This is a genomic window from Pseudomonas fluorescens, assembly GCF_018614655.1.
GTDB classification, from domain to species: Bacteria; Pseudomonadota; Gammaproteobacteria; order Pseudomonadales; family Pseudomonadaceae; genus Aquipseudomonas; species Aquipseudomonas fluorescens_BX.
The window spans coordinates 80,388-97,613 of the sequence record NZ_JAGGOG010000036.1 but is presented as its reverse complement, the minus strand read 5'-3'; the positions used below and the strand labels follow the sequence as shown (position 1 = coordinate 97,613).

The following is a 17,226-nucleotide window of genomic DNA, read 5'->3' as shown; positions in this document are numbered from 1 at the left end:
CTTGAAACCGCCGAAGGTCCTTCGGCCCTTATCGCAGTCTCGTGCCTCGGCAGCGGCTACAGGTCAGAAAAGCTTCAGCGGCTCTTCATTCAGTGCCGATAACTGCTCGCGCAAAGCCAGTACCTGATCGCCCCAATACCGTTCGGTGCCGAACCACGGGAAGCTGTGGGGGAACGCCGGATCGTCCCAGCGCCGCGCCAGCCAGGCGCTGTAATGCATCAGGCGCAAGGCGCGCAGCGGCTCGATCAACGCCAGTTCGCGTGGGTCGAAGTCGTGGAACTCCCGATAGCCATCCATCAACTCCGACAACTGCCCCAGGCATTCCTGACGGTCACCGGCGAGCATCATCCACAGGTCCTGCACCGCTGGGCCCATGCGGCAGTCGTCGAGGTCGACGATGTGGAACATTTCATCGCGGCACATCATATTGCCGGGGTGGCAGTCGCCGTGCATGCGGATGTTCTTGTGGGGCGTGGCCTTGTAAACCTCTTCCACGCGCTTGAGCAGGTCGCGGGCCACGGACTCGTAGGCCGGCAGCAGGCTCTTGGGGATGAAGTTGCCTTCCAGCAGGGTGGTCAGGGAATCGTGACCGAAATTTTTCACGCCCAGGACTTCGCGGTGTTCGAAAGGGCGCGTGGAACCGACTGCATGCAAGCGGCCCAGCAGTTGCCCAAGGCGATACAACTGATCGAGATTGCCCGGCTCCGGCGCGCGGCCACCACGGCGGGGGAACAGGGTGAAGCGAAAACCGGCGTGTTCGAACAGGCTTTCACCGTTGTGAATCATGGGCGCAACCACCGGCACTTCGCACTCGGCCAGCTCGAAGGTGAAGCGGTGTTCTTCCAGAATCGCGTCGTTGGTCCAGCGCTGGGGACGATAGAACTTGGCGATCAGAGGCTCGGAGTCTTCGATGCCAACCTGGTAGACACGGTTTTCATAACTGTTGAGCGCGAGCACGCGGGCGTCACTGAGAAAACCGATGCTCTCGACAGCGTCGAGCACGAGGTCTGGGGTAAGTGTTTCAAACGGGTGAGCCATGCGAACTCCTGCGCGCAGCAGGGCGCCGCGTCCGGCCCGGTATGGTAACGCACACGGCTGTAGATAGGTGGTCGGCTATTGTGGCGAGGGGGCAAGCCCCCTCGCCACAGGGGATCAGGCGCCGACGATCCCGCCATCTTCCCGGCGAATCACCATCACCGAAGACCTTGGTTTGCCATTGGGTAAATGCTCAGGCCAGGTCGACCCGCCGGTTTCCCCAGGATGCTGAATCCCCACAAACAAGGCTTTCTGGTCCGGCGAGAAGCTGATCCCCGTTACTTCACACGCCACCGGCCCCACCATGAACCGGCGAATCTCACCCGTATTCGGGTCGGCGCAGAGCATCTGGTTATTGCCCATGCCGGCAAAATCGCCTTTGTTGCTGTAGTCGCCATCGGTCAGGATCCACAACCGCCCGGCCTTGTCGAAGCCCAGGCCATCGGGGCTGTTGAACATGTTCTGCGGGTTGATGTTGGCTGAGCCAGCCTTGGGCGTTCCGGCATGCGCGCCGGGGTTGCCGGCCACTACGAACAAGTCCCAGGAGAAGTCCATGGCGCCATGGTCATCGGCGTTGGCCTTCCAGCGCAGGATCTGGCCGTAGACGTTTTTCTCCCGCGGGTTCGGCCCGCCCACCGGTTGCCCTTCTTCGCCGCGCTTGGCGTTGTTGGTCAGGGTGCAATAGACCTGGCCGTCGGCGGGGCTGACCACGATCCATTCCGGGCGGTCCATGCGTGTGGCTTTCACCACGCTGGCGGCCAGACGGGCGTGGATCAGTACTTCGGCCTGGCTGGTGAAGCCGCTGTTGGCATCAATACCGTTTTTGCCGAAGGTCAATTCGACCCATTGGCCTTGGCCCTTGGGATGATCAGCATTGCCGTCGCCCGCGTCGAAGATCGCCACGTACAAGGTGCCGTGGTCCAGCAGGTTTTTATTGGCTTTGGGGTTCTTGTGATTGATCTTGTCGCGGCTGATGAACTTGTAGATGAACTCGCCACGCTCGTCGTCGCCCATGTACACCACGGCTCGGCCGTCGCGGGTTTCGGCGAGGGCGGCGTTTTCATGCTTGAAGCGGCCCAGGGCGGTGCGCTTGACCGGAGTGGATTGCGGATCGAAGGGATCGATTTCCACCACCCAGCCATGGCGATTGAGCTCATTGGGGTTCTTGGCCATGTCGAAGCGCGGGTCGTGCGGGTGCCAGTTGATCTCTTTGCTGGCCGCCACTACGCCGTAGCGTTTTTGCCCGGCGTCGAAGGACTGTTGTGGGTTGCTGCTACCGAAGCAGTCGGTGAAGTTTTCTTCGCAGGTCAGGTAAGTGCCCCACGGCGTCTTGCCGTTGGCGCAGTTCTGGAACGTGCCCAGGACTTTTTTGCCGCTCTTGTCGGCGCGGGTTTTCAGCCAGGCATGGCCGGCCGCCGGGCCACTCAGGCGCAGCGGCGAGTTGCCGTGGATGCGCCGGTTGTAGCGCGAGTCCTGGACGAATTGCCAACTGTCGCCCTGGCGCTTGATTTCGATGACTGATACGCCTTCGCTGGCCAAGGCCTTGCGCACGTCTTCGGCCGATTGCGGCGCACCGCCGTGGGCGAACAGGTAGCGGTAGTTGGTGTATTCGTTGTTGATCGCCATCAGCGCCCGGTTGTTGTCGCCGGGGAACGGGAACAAGCTCATGCCGTCGTTGTTATCGCCGAACTGTTGTTCCTGGGCCTTGGCCGTGCCATTGCCGCTGGGGTCGAAGGCCGGCGCGTTCTTGTGCAGGGGCTGGCCCCAACTGATCAGCACCGATGAGGTGTAACCCGGCGGCAGGGTGATGGTGTCACTGGTGGCCGCGGCGATGCTGGTAAAACCCAGCAATGGGCTGCCGGATGCGGCGCTGACACCGGCGGCCAGAGCGCTGCGGGTCAGCAGGTTACCGCCGAGGAACATCGCGGCACCACACAGGGCACCGGCGCCGATAAAGCGACGGCGGCTGAGGCCGACCATCTGTTCGAGGTCGGTGGCTTGGTTTTCTTCTAATAGGCTCATATCAGGCTCCCTGCGGGTTTTTGCAGACACCTTAAGGAGCGCTCGTGACCAAATTGTTGCAGTTTTAATCTATACCGGCGTGCCCAGTAGGACGTTGCTGGGGGCGAACTGCACCTGAATGGTTTTTCCTTGCTTGGCGCCAATCGCCTTGAGCTCGGCGGGCTGCGCCAGGGCACATAAAACCTGGCCGTTGGGCAGGGTGATTCTGACCTCGCTGGGGCCATCGTCGGCATCGAGAATTGCCTCAATGTTGCCGCACATACAATTGTGTCCAAGTGTTGCAGGATGCTCGGTCGCCACGACATCCAGCCAACCGGCCTTGATCAGCGCGACCACCTCGGTACCGATCTCCAGTTCCAGGTGCAGGGTGCTGTCGTGGGTGATTTGTGCCTCAAGGGTCAATCCAGCGGCCAGTTCCAGACGCACCAGGTCATTGCGGCCATGGTTGTCGATGGCGATGACTTTGCCGTGCAGTTGGTTGCGGGCGCTGGTGCGCAGCATCAGGCGGCCGAGCAGATCGAGGTCGCTGGCGTCCTCGGCGGCATCCAATACTTGAGCTTGCAGCACTTGCAGGCGTTGATAGAGGCGCAACACCCGTTCGCCTTCAGCCGATAACCGCGCGCCTCCACCACCTTTGCCGCCGACGCTGCGTTCCACCAGCGGCTTTTGCGCCAGGTTGTTCAACTCGTCGATGGCGTCCCAAGCGGCCTTGTAGCTCAAACCGGCGCTTTTTGCTGCGCGAGTGATGGAGCCTTGCTCGGCGATGTGTTGCAGCAAGGCAATACGCTGGGGGCGACGCACGATGTGTTGGCTCAGCAGAGTCGGTAAAGGCATGGCGAACGGTTACACGCTGGGATGGAATGGACGGGACGTTGCGGCCAGGGGGCGTAGGAGTCAAGTCATGTGCCGGGTTTCGGCGTGCGGGCCAGGCAGTACACGTCGACCTGCCGCGCGCCAGCGTTCATCAGCAGGCGGGCCAGGCTATCGGCGGTGGCACCGGTGGTCAGAACGTCGTCCACCAGGGCCAGGTGGCGGCCCTTGACCCGATCACTGTGGTTCAAGGCAAAGGCGTGGAGCAGGTTGCGTTGGCGGGCCTTGGCGTCCAGGTCCTGCTGTGCCACCGTTTCATGAGGGCGTAATAACAGGTGCTCTTCAACGGGTAAATCCAGGTTTTTGCCCAGCCATCGCGCAAGCATCGACGCCTGGTTATAACCTCTTTCTCGCAGGCGTTTACGGGCCATGGGTACCGGCAGCAGGCAATCAGGGCGTGTCAGTTCGGCGTTTTCATAATGGTCTTGCAGGAACTGTCCCAAGAGGTGCGCCAGCAAATGCCCCATAGGCCATTTGGCCTGATGCTTGAAACGGCTGATCAGGCTGTCGATGGGGAAGCTATAGCTCCATGGCGCGATGACCTGTTTAAACGCCGGTGGCTGCCGTTGGCATTGGCCGCAGATCAAACCTTCCATGGGCAAGGGCAGGGCGCACACGTTGCAGTGATCCATCAGCCACGGCAGTTCGGTTTCGCAGGCGTTACAGATCGAATGGGCTGTTTCTGTGTGTTCATCGCAGACTAAACAGGTTTGGTTGCTTTTTAACCAGATGTAAACTTCGTGTTTGTAGTTGGGTTGACAGTGCATGAATCTTCCTTAAATATGCCGAGCATCCGTGTCGTGCCTGTGGGTATTGCCTCCCACAGCGTTTGCCAAAGCATAATCAAGGAATCGCCCATGAGCGCCAGCACCACTGCCAACCTGCGTCACGATTGGTCTCTCGCCGAAGTCAAAGCGCTGTTCGTCCAGCCCTTCAATGACCTGTTGTTCCAGGCGCAGACCGTGCACCGCGCGCATTTCGACGCCAATCGGGTCCAGGTTTCCACCTTGCTGTCGATCAAGACCGGCGCCTGCCCGGAAGATTGCAAATATTGTCCGCAGTCGGGCCACTACAACACTGGCCTGGAAAAAGAGAAGCTGATGGAAGTGCAGAAGGTCCTCGAAGAGGCTGCACGCGCCAAAGCTATCGGTTCGACTCGTTTCTGCATGGGCGCTGCCTGGAAACACCCGTCGGCCAAAGACATGCCCTACGTGCTGCAGATGGTCAAAGGCGTGAAGGCCATGGGCCTGGAAACCTGCATGACCCTCGGCCGCCTCGATCAGGACCAGACCGAAGCCCTGGCCCAGGCGGGCCTGGACTACTACAACCACAACCTTGATACCTCGCCTGAGTTCTACGGCTCGATCATCACCACCCGCACCTACGGCGAGCGCTTGCAAACCTTGGCCTACGTACGTGATTCGGGGATGAAGATCTGCTCCGGCGGCATTCTGGGTATGGGCGAATCCCTCGACGACCGCGCCAATCTGCTGATCCAACTGGCCAACCTGCCGGAGCATCCGGAGTCGGTGCCGATCAACATGCTGGTGAAAGTCGCCGGTACCCCGCTGGAAAATGCCGAAGACATCGACCCGTTCGATTTCATCCGCATGCTGGCCGTGGCGCGCATCCTGATGCCGCTATCTCACGTTCGTCTGTCCGCCGGCCGTGAAGCCATGAACGAGCAGATGCAGGCCCTGGCGTTCTTCGCTGGCGCCAACTCGATTTTCTATGGCGACAAACTGCTCACCACCGCCAACCCGCAGGCTGACAAGGACATGCAACTGTTCTCGCGTTTGGGGATCCTGCCGGAAGCGCGTGAAGAGCACGCCGATGAAGTGCATCAGGCGGCGATCGAGCAGGCGCTGGTGGAGCAAAAGAGCAGCGAGCAGTTTTACAACGCGGCTGTTCAATAACTTCATTTGGAACGCGATCAAACATGTGGGAGCGGGCTTGCTCGCGAATGCGGTGGGTCAGTTGATACTTATTTGACTGACCCACCGCATTCGCGAGCAAGCCCGCTCCCACATTTCTAACCGCGGTCAACCTGACCTACCGAGGCCTGCATGTCTTTCGATCTCGCCGCGCGTCTCGCTGCCCGTCGTGCCGAACACCTTTATCGCCAACGCCCGCTGCTGGAAAGCCCTCAAGGTCCTGAAGTGGTGGTGGATGGCCAACCGCTGCTGGCGTTCTGCAACAATGACTACCTGGGCCTGGCCAATCACCCGCAAGTGATCGAAGCCTGGCGCGCCGGCGCGACCCGTTGGGGTGTCGGCGGTGGCGCTTCGCATCTGGTGATTGGCCACAGCACCCCACACCATGAACTGGAAGAAGCCTTGGCCGACCTGACCGGTCGCCCCCGCGCACTGCTGTTCACCACCGGTTACATGGCCAACCTTGGTGCGGTCACGGCGCTGGTGGGGCAGGGCGATACGGTGCTGGAAGACCGTCTTAATCACGCCTCGCTGCTGGACGCGGGCCTGTTGTCCGGTGCGCGTTTCAATCGTTATCTGCACAACGACGCCGCCAGCCTGGCCAAGCGTCTGGAGAAAGCCACCGGCAATACCCTGGTGGTGACCGACGGTGTGTTCAGCATGGACGGCGACCTTGCCGACTTGCCGGCCCTGGCCCGCGAAGCCCGGGCCAGGGGTGCCTGGCTGATGGTCGACGACGCCCACGGCTTTGGTCCGCTGGGTGCCAACGGTGGCGGGATCGTCGAGCATTTTGGCTTGAGCCAGGAGGACGTGCCGGTGTTGGTAGGTACGTTGGGCAAAGCGTTTGGCACCGCTGGTGCGTTTGTCGCGGGCAGCGAGGAACTGATCGAAAGTCTGGTCCAGTTCGCCCGTCCTTACATCTACACCACCAGCCAGCCGCCGGCGCTGGCCTGCGCGACGCTCAAAAGCCTGGAATTGCTGCGCACCGAGCACTGGCGTCGCGAGCACCTCAATGGCTTGATCCGCCAGTTCCGCCAAGGTGCAGAGCAGATTGGTCTGGAGTTGATGGACAGCTTCACGCCGATCCAGCCGATCATGATTGGCAGCAGCGCCCGGGCGATTCGTTTGTCACAGATGCTGCGCGAGCGCGGGCTGATGGTGACGGCGATTCGACCGCCAACCGTGCCCGCCGGCAGTGCTCGCCTGCGGGTGACCTTGTCGGCAGCCCACAGTGAAGCCCAGGTCCAGCTATTGTTAAACGCGTTGGAAGCGTGTTTGTGCTTGTTAGGCGAGGAGCCCGACCATGCGTGATCGACTGATACTGCTGCCCGGGTGGGGCCTCGGTGTATCGCCAATGGAACCGCTGGCAGCGGCGTTGCAAGGGTTGGACGAGCACTTGCGGGTGCAGGTCGAACCGTTGCCGGAGATGGACTCCAGTGACCTCGGCGAATGGCTTGATGAACTGGACGCCACGTTGCCGGATAACGCCTGGCTCGGTGGCTGGTCTCTGGGGGGCATGCTCGCCTCCGAATTGGCGGCGCGCAGGGGAGATCGTTGCTGCGGCTTGCTGACCCTGGCCAGTAACCCGTGTTTTGTCGCCTACGACGGCTGGCCGAGCGCAATGCCTGCCGAAACCTTCGACGCGTTCCTCGCCGGCTGCCATGCCGACTCCCAAGTCACCCTAAAGCGCTTTGGCCTGCTGTGTGCCAAGGGTGCCGAAGACCCACGGGGGCTGGCGCGCTTGCTGGTCAGCAGTGCGCCGAATACGCCGTCTTCGGTATTGATGACCGGCCTTGAGTTGCTCGCCCAGATGGACACACGGGACGCTTTGCATGCGTTTCGTGGTCCGCAGTTGCATCTGTTTGCCGGGATGGACGGCCTGGTGCCTGCCGAGGCTGCCAGTCATCTGCTGAAGTTACTGCCGGATGTTGAAATCGGTCTGATTGAACAGGCCGGTCACGCTTTTCTTCTGGAAGATCCCCACGGTGTGGCGGGGGCGATCCAGGCTTTTTTGCATGAGTGCAGTGATGACTGATTTGTCCCATCCTCCCCTGCCAGGCGCCTTGCCGGACAAGCGCCAGGTGGCGGCGTCCTTTTCCCGTGCGGCGGCCAGTTATGACAGCGTTGCCGAGTTGCAACGTGCGGTCGGCGGTGAGTTGTTGCAGCGCTTGCCTCAAGGGTTTACGCCACGGCGCTGGTTGGACCTGGGCTGCGGCACCGGGTATTTCAGCCGGGTCATGGGCCAGGCGTTTCCAGCGAGCCAAGGCCTGGCGCTGGATATCGCCGAGGGCATGCTCAACCACGCCCGACCCTTGGGTGGCGCCGAGCACTTTATTGCCGGTGATGCCGAACGGTTGCCGTTACAGGATGGCAGTTGCGAGTTGATCTTCTCCAGCCTGGCGGTGCAGTGGTGTTCCGATTTCGCCGCCGTATTGAGGGAAGCGCAGCGAGTGTTGCAGCCCGGTGGTGCGCTGGCGTTTGCGAGCCTGTGTGTGGGGACGCTGGATGAACTGCGTGAAAGCTGGCGGGCTGCGGATGGCATGGTTCACGTCAATCATTTCCGGCCGTTCAGCATGTATCAACAGCTGTGCGATAGCAGTGGTTTGCGAGTGCTGAGCCTGGAGCAATGTCCCCACGTACTGCATTACCCGGACGTGCGCAGCCTGACCCACGAATTGAAAGCGTTGGGTGCGCACAATCTGAATCCAGGGCGCCCGGGTGGCTTGACCGGACGGGCACGAATTGTTGCACTGGTTGAAGCCTACGAGCAGTTCCGCGAGTCTCAAGGACTGCCGGCCACCTATCAGGTGGTGTATGCCGTGCTGGAGAAACCACTATGAATGCTGCGTACTTCATTGCGGGTACCGACACTGATGTCGGCAAAACCACCATCGCTGCGGGCCTGCTGCATGCTGCCCGGCAACAGGGCAAGACCACGGCAGCCGGCAAACCGGTCGCCTCGGGCTGTGAGGTGACGCCCAAGGGCCTGCGCAACGCTGACGCCCTGGCCTTGCTGGCTGAGTGTTCATTGCCGCTGAGTTATGCCGAGGTCAATCCGGTGGCGTTCGAGCCTGCCATTGCGCCGCATCTGGCAGCTCGTGAAGCCGGTGTTTTGCTGACGGTTCAATCCTTGCTCAAGCCCATGCAACATCTTCTCGCCAAGCAGGCGGATTTCACCTTGATTGAAGGGGCGGGCGGCTGGCGTGTGCCATTGGCTGATCAGGACAATCTGTCGGACGTGGCCAAGGCGTTGCAACTGCCGGTGATTCTGGTGGTGGGCGTGCGCCTGGGCTGCATCAGCCATGCCCTGCTGACCGCCGAAGCCATCGCCCGAGACGGCCTGTCACTGGCGGGATGGGTGGCCAACATCATCGACCCCAAGACCTCCCGTCTGGAAGAAAACCTCGCCACCCTGGCCGAACGACTGCCTGCGCCCTGCCTGGGAAGGGTGCCGAAACTCAAGCAACCAAGCGCCGCAGCGGTCGCCGAGTTCTTGCAACTGGATCTGCTTGACTAGTTTTGCCTATGGATAAGGCATTATGCCATTAGTGTTTTTGACGAGGCTTTTCCCAGGATGTCTGCTTCAATAACAGTTCACGATTCTCTGAAGGCAGGCTCAAGCCATGGAAATCTCTGGAAGCAGCGCGTTTTATTCGGGGCTGAGCAGTATTCAGTCCGGGCAGAACCGTGTGGACGCCGCCGCCGGCAAAATTGCCAGCGCCGCCACCAGCCAACCCTCGGATGCTCTGAATGATCGCTTGCGGGCGGCGGATGGTAATCAGCAATCGAATTCGGCCAGCAATAGGGTCGAGATGGCCCAAGGCAAGTTTCAGGTGGAATTGGGGGCAAAAGTCGCCAAGGCCTCCAATGAAATGCTGGGTACGTTGATCGATACCTACGCTTGATCCCCCGCCTGTAAATTTGGGCGCCACAGGGCGCCTGATCCCCTGCGTTATCATTCACGGCTCCCTTGATCTCTAAAATCTTATGCGGCATTTCGCTGCAGGCCTTGCCGTGCCTGGCGTTGATCCGCGTCATGACAAACGGCATCTGACGGATGCTTGACAAGGATAGGTCGTAAACGTATGTTTCAAACAACTGTTTGACCGCCACAACAAATCCACGCGGTTGTTCATTCCAGATACATCAGCAGAGGTTTATCGCTATGCCTGACTACAAGGCCCCCTTGCGTGATATTCGCTTCGTTCGTGACGAACTGCTCGGCTACGAAGCGCACTATCAGAGCCTGCCGGCTTGCCAGGACGCTACCCCGGACATGGTTGACGCCATTCTCGAAGAAGGCGCCAAGTTTTGTGAGCAGGTGCTGGCACCGCTGAACCGCGTGGGTGACATCGAAGGTTGCACCTGGAGCGAGTCAGGCGTTAAAACCCCTACTGGTTTCAAAGAAGCCTACAAACAGTTCGTCGAAGGCGGCTGGCCAAGCCTGGCCCATGACGTGGCGCACGGTGGCCAAGGCCTGCCGGAGTCCCTCGGCCTGGCAGTGAGCGAGATGGTCGGCGAAGCCAACTGGTCGTGGGGCATGTACCCAGGCCTGTCCCATGGTGCGATGAACACCATTTCCGAGCACGGCACTCCCGAACAGCAAGACGCTTACCTGACCAAACTGGTGTCGGGCGAGTGGACCGGTACCATGTGCCTGACCGAGCCACACTGCGGTACCGACTTGGGCATGTTGCGCACCAAGGCTGAACCTCAGGCTGATGGTTCCTACAAGGTTTCCGGCACCAAGATCTTCATCTCGGCCGGTGAACACGACATGGCCGACAACATCGTCCACATCGTACTGGCCCGCCTGCCGGACGCACCGGCTGGCACCAAAGGTATTTCGCTGTTCATCGTTCCGAAATTCCTGCCGAACGCCGATGGTTCGGTTGGCGAACGCAACGCTGTTTCCTGTGGCTCCCTGGAGCACAAGATGGGCATCCACGGTAACGCCACCTGCGTGATGAACTTCGACGCGGCCACGGGTTTCCTGATTGGCCCGCCGAACAAAGGCCTGAACTGCATGTTCACCTTTATGAACACCGCTCGTCTGGGGACCGCGCTGCAAGGCTTGTCCCATGCCGAAATCGGTTTCCAGGGCGGCCTGAAATATGCCCGCGACCGCCTGCAAATGCGCTCCCTGACTGGCCCGAAAGCGCCGGACAAGGCCGCTGACCCAATCATCGTGCACCCCGACGTACGCCGCATGCTGTTGACCATGAAGGCTTTCGCCGAAGGCAACCGCGCGATGGTGTACTTCACCGCCAAACAGGTCGATATCGTCAAGTACGGTACCGACGACGAAGCCAAGAAACAGGCTGACGCGCTGCTGGCTTTCATGACCCCGATCGCCAAGGCGTTCATGACCGAAGTCGGTTTTGAAGCAGCTAACCATGGCGTGCAAATCTACGGTGGCCACGGTTTCATCGCCGAGTGGGGCATGGAGCAGAACGTTCGCGACAGCCGTATCTCGATGCTGTACGAAGGCACCACCGGCATCCAGGCTCTGGACCTGCTGGGCCGTAAAGTGTTGATGACCCAGGGCGAAGCGCTCAAGAGCTTTACCAAGATCGTCCACAAGTTCTGCCAGGCCAACGAAGGCAACGCAGCCGTGCAAGAGTTCGTTGCACCGCTGGCCGCGTTGAACAAGGAATGGGGCGAGTTGACCATGAAGGTCGGCATGGCTGCCATGAAGGACCGTGAAGAAGTGGGTGCGGCATCGGTGGACTACCTGATGTACTCCGGTTATGCCTGCCTGGCTTACTTCTGGGCTGACATTGCCCGCCTGGCTGCCGAGAAACTGGCTGCCGGTACCAGCGAAGAGGCTTTCTATACCGCCAAGCTCCAGACCGCGCGTTTCTACTTCCAGCGCATCCTGCCGCGTACTCGCACTCACGTTGCAACCATGCTGTCGGGCGCCAACAACCTGATGGACATGAAAGAAGAGAACTTCGGCCTGGGCTACTAAGCCTTATCGGATTCATCTGAAGCCGCCGCTCTTTCGGGAGCGGCGGTTTTTTTATGCGCGATAAAAAACCAGGCACAACGCTCAGGGATTGGCGCAGGCTGCCGTTAAAGTGATGGCAATGTGACACAGGTCACATTGAGTATGCTTAACTGTGCTGCATGACGGCACAGTGCCATCTTTTATGGTCGTCCCGGAGCTTTACCCTTGTCACGCGTGTCTGTTGTACGTTTCAGCCATTTTCTGCCCTCACTGCTGTTGTTGCTGGCGGGGTTATCGGCTGCGTACGTCAAGGACCTCAACGTCTTCTTCACCTCGCTGTTCAATGTCCTGCCAACGCTGGTGCTGTTGTTGGGCGGCGCGTATTGCGCGGTTTACCGTCGCCAGCGTGAGCTGTTCCTGATGATCACGGTGTACGTCGCTTATTTCCTGCTCGACACCCAGACCGATTACTACCGCGACAATGGCCGCGTCCGAGAAGATGCTGCGGTGGTATTCCACCTGTGCTCGTTGTTGCTGCCGCTGTTGTTCAGCATCTATGCGCTGTGGCAGGAGCGCACCCACCTGTTTCGTGACTTCGTTGCCCGGTGTGCGGTGCTGTTGGCGATTGGTGGCGTGGCGCTGGCGCTGGAGCAAAGTTATCCCCAGGCAGTATTGAACTGGTTGGCGCAGATCCGTTGGCCGGCATTGCATGGCAACTGGATGAGTTTGATCCAGCTGTCGTACCCGATGTTTTTCATGGGATTTCTCGCGCTGGCGGTACAGTACTGGCGTCAGCCACGGCCCTTGCACGCCGCGCAACTGGTGGGGTTTCTGGGGCTTTTCTGGATGCTGCCCCAGACCTTCATCCTGCCCTTTACCCTGAACATCATGTGCAGCCAGGTGATGCTGATGATCGCCGCCGGTGTTGCCCATGAGGCCTATCAAATGGCCTTCCGCGATGAACTGACCGGCTTGCCGGGCCGTCGCGCTCTCAATGAACGCATGCAGCGGCTGGGGCGCAACTATGTGCTGGCCATGAGCGACGTCGACCATTTCAAACGGTTCAACGACACCCACGGTCACGATGTCGGGGATCAGGTGTTGCGTCTGGTTGCCAGCAAACTGTCGAAGATCAACGGCGGTGGTCGTGCCTATCGCTATGGCGGCGAAGAGTTCGCCGTGGTGTTCGCCGGCAAGACTCTGGACGAGTGCCTGCCGCACCTGGAAGAGATTCGCGAGATCATCGCCAACTACGACATCAAGTTGCGCAACCCGGACAACCGTCCCCATGACGACCAGCAAGGTCGCCAGCGACGGATCGGCAGTGGCGCCTCCAGTGTTTCGGTGACGGTGAGCATCGGAGTTGCCGAGCGCCAGGCCGAGCAGCGCAGCCCGGAGGAAGTGCTCAAGTCCGCTGATCAGGCGCTGTACAACGCCAAGGGTGCCGGGCGTAACTGCGTGGTGGCGTCGGGGCTGAATCGCCGGGGCGCGGTACGCATGAACACCGCTGCCAGTTGAGTGATGGCGCTGTATTCAGCGGCCCTACAGTGATTGTCCGAGGCATCGTGCAGCAGTAGCTTGAAGCCATCTGCTGCCGGAGAAATCATCATGCCTGACTATAAAGCTCCCCTGCGCGACATGCGCTTTCTGATCGATCACGTCTTTGACTTCCATGGCCATTACGCTGAATTGGGTGCGACCGATGCCAGCCCGGACATGGTCAGCGCGATCCTCGAAGAAGGCGCGAAATTCTGCGAAAACGTCCTCGCACCGCTGAATCGGCCGGGTGATGAAGAAGGCTGTCATTTTGACAATGGCGTGGTAACCACGCCCAAGGGCTTCAAGGAAGCCTTTGCGCAGTACGTGGAAGGTGGCTGGCACGGCTTGGCGGCAGACCCGGCGTATGGAGGGCAAGGCTTGCCGTCGTCCCTGGGGTTGGTGCTCAGCGAGATGATTGCCTCCAGCAACACCTCGTGGGGCATGTACCCGGGCCTGACCCATGGCGCCATGTCGGCGATTCACGCTCATGGTACCGAGGAGCAGAAAAGCACCTACCTGAGCAAACTCACCGCTGGCCAATGGACCGGCACCATGTGCCTGACTGAAGCCCACTGCGGCACGGACCTGGGGATTATCAAGACCCGCGCCGTGCCCCAGGCTGACGGCAGCTATGCGGTCACCGGCAGCAAGATTTTCATCTCGGCCGGCGAGCACGACATGAGTGAAAACATCATCCACCTGGTGCTGGCCAAGCTGCCGGACGCGCCCGCCGGCACCAAAGGCATTTCGCTGTTTATCGTGCCCAAGTTCCTGCCCGATTCAGGTGAACGCAACGGCGTAAGCTGCGGCTCCATCGAACACAAGATGGGGATCAAGGCCTCGGCCACCTGCGTGCTGAACTTCGACGGCGCCAAGGGCTTCCTGATTGGCGAGGCCAACAAGGGCCTCAACTGCATGTTCACCATGATGAACCACGCACGGCTGGGCACCGGGATGCAGGGCTTGTGCCTGGGAGAAGCGAGCTTTCAGGGCGCGATCAAGTACGCCAACGACCGCTTGCAGATGCGCTCCCTGACCGGCGCCAAGGCCCCGGATAAGGTCGCCGACCCGATCATCGTGCATCCCGATGTGCGGCGGATGCTGTTGACCATGAAAGCCTTTAACGAAGGCAACCGGGCGCTGACCTATTTCACTGCGCAATTACTCGACACCGCACACCTGAGCGGCGATGCAGGCCAGCGCCAAGAGGCCGAGGACCTGTTGGCGTTCCTCACGCCAATCTGCAAGGCCCTCATGACCGAAACCGGTCTGGAAGTGACCAATCACGGCATGCAGGTGTTTGGCGGCCACGGCTTTATTCGCGAATGGGGCATGGAGCAACTGGTGCGTGATTGCCGGATTGCGCCGATCTATGAAGGCACCAATGGCATTCAGGCTCTGGACTTGTTGGGGCGCAAGGTGCTCGGCAGCCAGGGCAAACTGCTGCGGGGCTTTACCAAAATCGTTCATAAGTTCTGCGCCGCCAATGCCGATCACCCGTCACTCAAGGCCCATGTGGCGCAGCTCAATGAGCTGAACCAGCAGTGGGGCGAGCTGACGGTGAAGGTTGGCATGGCCGCCATGAAAAACCCCGATGAAGTCGGTGCGGCGGCCCTGGATTATTTGATGTACAGCGGTTACATCATCCTGGCCTACCTGTGGTTGCGCATGGCACTGGTGGCTCAGTCGCAACTCGAGGACGGTAGCGGCGACAGTGACTATGCCCGGGGCAAGATGGCCACCTGTGAGTTCTACTTCAAGCGCCTGCTGCCGCGCACGGCCACGCATCGCGCGGCGGTGGAGGCGGGGAGTGAGTGCTTGATGAGTCTGCCGGCGGAGTTGTTTGCCTTGTAGCCGCTGGCGAAGCTGCGATCGCCTCGCAGAGGCGCAAGGATTCAGGATCGCTGAAGACCTTCGGTCTTATCGCAGCATTCGGCATCGGCGACAGGATATTATTGTGACCGACAAATACTTTGCGGTCATGTTTGGACCCTATGTGTCTCAAAAGTTGTTCGGGTACACTCAGGGTCTATAAAACCGACACTACCCGAATCACTTTAAAGTCTCACGAGGTTTGCCATGGCTGACTACAAAGCGCCGCTGCGCGATATGCGCTTCGTCCTTAACGAAGTTTTCGAGGTCGCCAAACTTTGGGCCCAACTGCCGGCATTGGCGGACACGGTCGATGCCGAGACCGTTGAGGCGATCCTTGAGGAAGCCGGCAAAGTCACTGCCAAAACAATTGCCCCGCTGAGCCGTGGCGGCGACGAAGAAGGCTGCCGCTGGGAGAATGGCGCGGTCAGCACCCCAGCCGGTTTCCAGGATGCCTACAAAACCTACGCTGAAGGCGGTTGGGTCGGTGTTGGCGGCGATCCGGCCTATGGCGGCATGGGCATGCCCAAGGCGGTATCGGCCCAGGTTGAAGAGATGATCAACTCCTCGGGCCTGGCCTTCGGTCTGTACCCGATGTTGACGTCCGGCGCGTGTGTGTCGATCAACACCCACGCCAGCGAAGAGCTCAAAGCGACTTACCTGCCGAACATGTACTCCGGCGTGTGGGCCGGTTCCATGTGTCTGACTGAACCCCATGCCGGGACCGACCTGGGGATTATCCGCACCAAGGCCGAGCCTCAGGCTGACGGTTCCTACAAAGTCAGCGGCACCAAGATCTTCATCACCGGTGGCGAACACGATCTCACCGACAACATCATCCACCTGGTACTGGCCAAGCTGCCGGATGCACCGGCCGGGCCCAAAGGCATCTCGCTGTTCCTGGTGCCCAAGTTCATGGTCAATGCCGACGGCAGCCTGGGTGCGCGCAACCCGGTGACCTGCGGCTCCATCGAACACAAGATGGGCATCCAGGCATCCGCGACCTGCGTGATGAACTTCGACGAAGCCGTGGGCTATCTGGTGGGCGAGCCAAACCGTGGTTTGGCGGCGATGTTCACCATGATGAACTACGAACGTCTGGGCGTCGGCATCCAAGGCCTGGCGTCCGGCGAGCGCTCCTACCAGAACGCTATCGAGTACGCCCGTGACCGTCTGCAAAGCCGTTCGCCGACAGGTCCAAAAGCCAAGGACAAAGTAGCTGACCCGATCATCGTCCACCCCGATGTGCGACGGATGTTGTTGACCATGAAAGCCTCGAACGAAGGCGGCCGTGCATTCTCCACCTACGTGGCGATGCAATTGGACACCGCCAAGTTCAGCGAAGACGCGGCGACCCGTAAGCGTGCCGATGACCTGGTGGCATTGCTGACACCGGTGGCCAAAGCGTTCCTGACTGACCTGGGCCTGGAAACCACCGTTCACGGCCAGCAGATTTTCGGCGGCCACGGCTACATTCGCGAGTGGGGCCAGGAGCAACTGGTACGTGATGTGCGCATCACCCAGATCTACGAAGGTACCAACGGTATTCAGGCTCTGGATTTGGTGGGACGCAAGATCGTTGGCAGCGGCGGGGCGTTCTACACCTTGTTCGCTGACGAGATTCGCCATTTTACCGCGACCGCCGGTGCCGAACTGGCCGAGTTCACCCAACCGCTGAATGCGGCGGTGGATGACCTCGATGAGCTGACTGCTTGGGTACTGGACCGCGCCAAATCCAACCCCAATGAAATTGGGGCGGCCTCGGTGGAGTATCTGCATGCGTTCGGTTACATGGCCTATGCCTACATGTGGGCGCTGATGGCCAAGGCGGCGTTGGGCAAAGAGCAGCAGGAAGACTTCTACGCCAGCAAACTGGGAACCGCGCGCTTCTACTTTGCCCGTTTGTTGCCGCGGATTCAGTCCCTTAGCGCGTCGGTGAGAGCAGGCAGTGAATCGCTGTATTTGCTGGATGAAGCACAGTTCTGATTGGGGAGTGGTCATGTA

The 17,226-nt window shown here is 60.3% G+C and carries 14 protein-coding genes; 10 read left to right on the top strand and 4 right to left on the bottom strand.

Translation table 11 applies throughout. From position 1 onward, the window contains the following. Positions 1-63 precede the first annotated feature (63 nt). The 4 genes from J7E41_RS27230 to J7E41_RS27215 form a co-directional block, all read right to left on the bottom strand. Positions 64-1,038 carry a serine/threonine protein kinase gene (locus J7E41_RS27230; RefSeq protein WP_214997332.1) on the bottom strand — a complete coding sequence of 325 codons (975 nt, stop codon included), beginning with the start codon at positions 1,036-1,038 and terminating at the stop codon, positions 64-66. Positions 1,039-1,152: 114 nt separating this feature from the next. After that, the gene (locus J7E41_RS27225) at positions 1,153-3,057 is read right to left on the bottom strand and encodes a PhoX family protein (RefSeq protein ID WP_214997331.1); all 1,905 of its coding nucleotides are present in this window, start codon (positions 3,055-3,057) and stop codon (positions 1,153-1,155) included. A 69-nt stretch (positions 3,058-3,126) separates the two neighbouring features. Then, positions 3,127-3,891 (bottom strand): TOBE domain-containing protein, encoded by a 765-nt coding sequence (locus tag J7E41_RS27220; RefSeq protein ID WP_214997330.1) that lies wholly within the window; start codon positions 3,889-3,891, stop codon positions 3,127-3,129. Positions 3,892-3,956: 65 nt separating this feature from the next. After that, a complete protein-coding gene (locus J7E41_RS27215; protein ID WP_214997329.1) occupies positions 3,957-4,694 on the bottom strand; it encodes a ComF family protein in 738 nt (245 codons plus the stop codon). A 90-nt stretch (positions 4,695-4,784) separates the two neighbouring features. Between J7E41_RS27215 and bioB the strand changes: the two genes are divergently transcribed. From bioB to J7E41_RS27165, 10 genes are all read left to right on the top strand, one after another. Beyond that, a complete protein-coding gene (gene bioB, locus J7E41_RS27210) occupies positions 4,785-5,843 on the top strand; it encodes a biotin synthase BioB (RefSeq protein WP_214997328.1) in 1,059 nt (352 codons plus the stop codon). Positions 5,844-5,993: 150 nt separating this feature from the next. After that, positions 5,994-7,172 carry an 8-amino-7-oxononanoate synthase gene (gene bioF, locus J7E41_RS27205; RefSeq protein ID WP_214997327.1) on the top strand — a complete coding sequence of 393 codons (1,179 nt, stop codon included), beginning with the start codon at positions 5,994-5,996 and terminating at the stop codon, positions 7,170-7,172. Continuing rightward, complete coding sequence (locus tag J7E41_RS27200; RefSeq protein ID WP_214997326.1) at positions 7,165-7,896, top strand: alpha/beta fold hydrolase; 732 nt, start codon at positions 7,165-7,167, stop codon at positions 7,894-7,896. The genes bioF and J7E41_RS27200 overlap by 8 nt, the downstream gene beginning before the upstream one ends. Continuing rightward, complete coding sequence (gene bioC / locus J7E41_RS27195; RefSeq protein ID WP_214997325.1) at positions 7,889-8,701, top strand: malonyl-ACP O-methyltransferase BioC; 813 nt, start codon at positions 7,889-7,891, stop codon at positions 8,699-8,701. Before J7E41_RS27200 ends, bioC begins: the two co-directional genes overlap by 8 nt. Next, entirely contained in the window at positions 8,698-9,378 is a 681-nt protein-coding gene (gene bioD / locus J7E41_RS27190) for a dethiobiotin synthase (protein ID WP_214997324.1), read from the top strand. Before bioC ends, bioD begins: the two co-directional genes overlap by 4 nt. A 106-nt stretch (positions 9,379-9,484) precedes the next feature. Further along, positions 9,485-9,766 carry a pyrroloquinoline quinone biosynthesis protein PqqE gene (locus J7E41_RS27185; protein WP_214997323.1) on the top strand — a complete coding sequence of 94 codons (282 nt, stop codon included), beginning with the start codon at positions 9,485-9,487 and terminating at the stop codon, positions 9,764-9,766. Positions 9,767-10,026: 260 nt separating this feature from the next. Next, a complete protein-coding gene (locus J7E41_RS27180) occupies positions 10,027-11,832 on the top strand; it encodes a phenylacyl-CoA dehydrogenase (RefSeq protein ID WP_214997322.1) in 1,806 nt (601 codons plus the stop codon). Between the two features lie 204 nt (positions 11,833-12,036). Then, complete coding sequence (locus J7E41_RS27175; RefSeq protein WP_214997321.1) at positions 12,037-13,329, top strand: GGDEF domain-containing protein; 1,293 nt, start codon at positions 12,037-12,039, stop codon at positions 13,327-13,329. Between the two features lie 90 nt (positions 13,330-13,419). Beyond that, a complete protein-coding gene (locus J7E41_RS27170) occupies positions 13,420-15,204 on the top strand; it encodes an acyl-CoA dehydrogenase C-terminal domain-containing protein (protein WP_214997320.1) in 1,785 nt (594 codons plus the stop codon). 225 nt (positions 15,205-15,429) lie between these two features. After that, entirely contained in the window at positions 15,430-17,208 is a 1,779-nt protein-coding gene (locus J7E41_RS27165) for an acyl-CoA dehydrogenase C-terminal domain-containing protein (RefSeq protein ID WP_214997319.1), read from the top strand. The last annotated feature ends 18 nt before the right edge of the window (positions 17,209-17,226 follow it).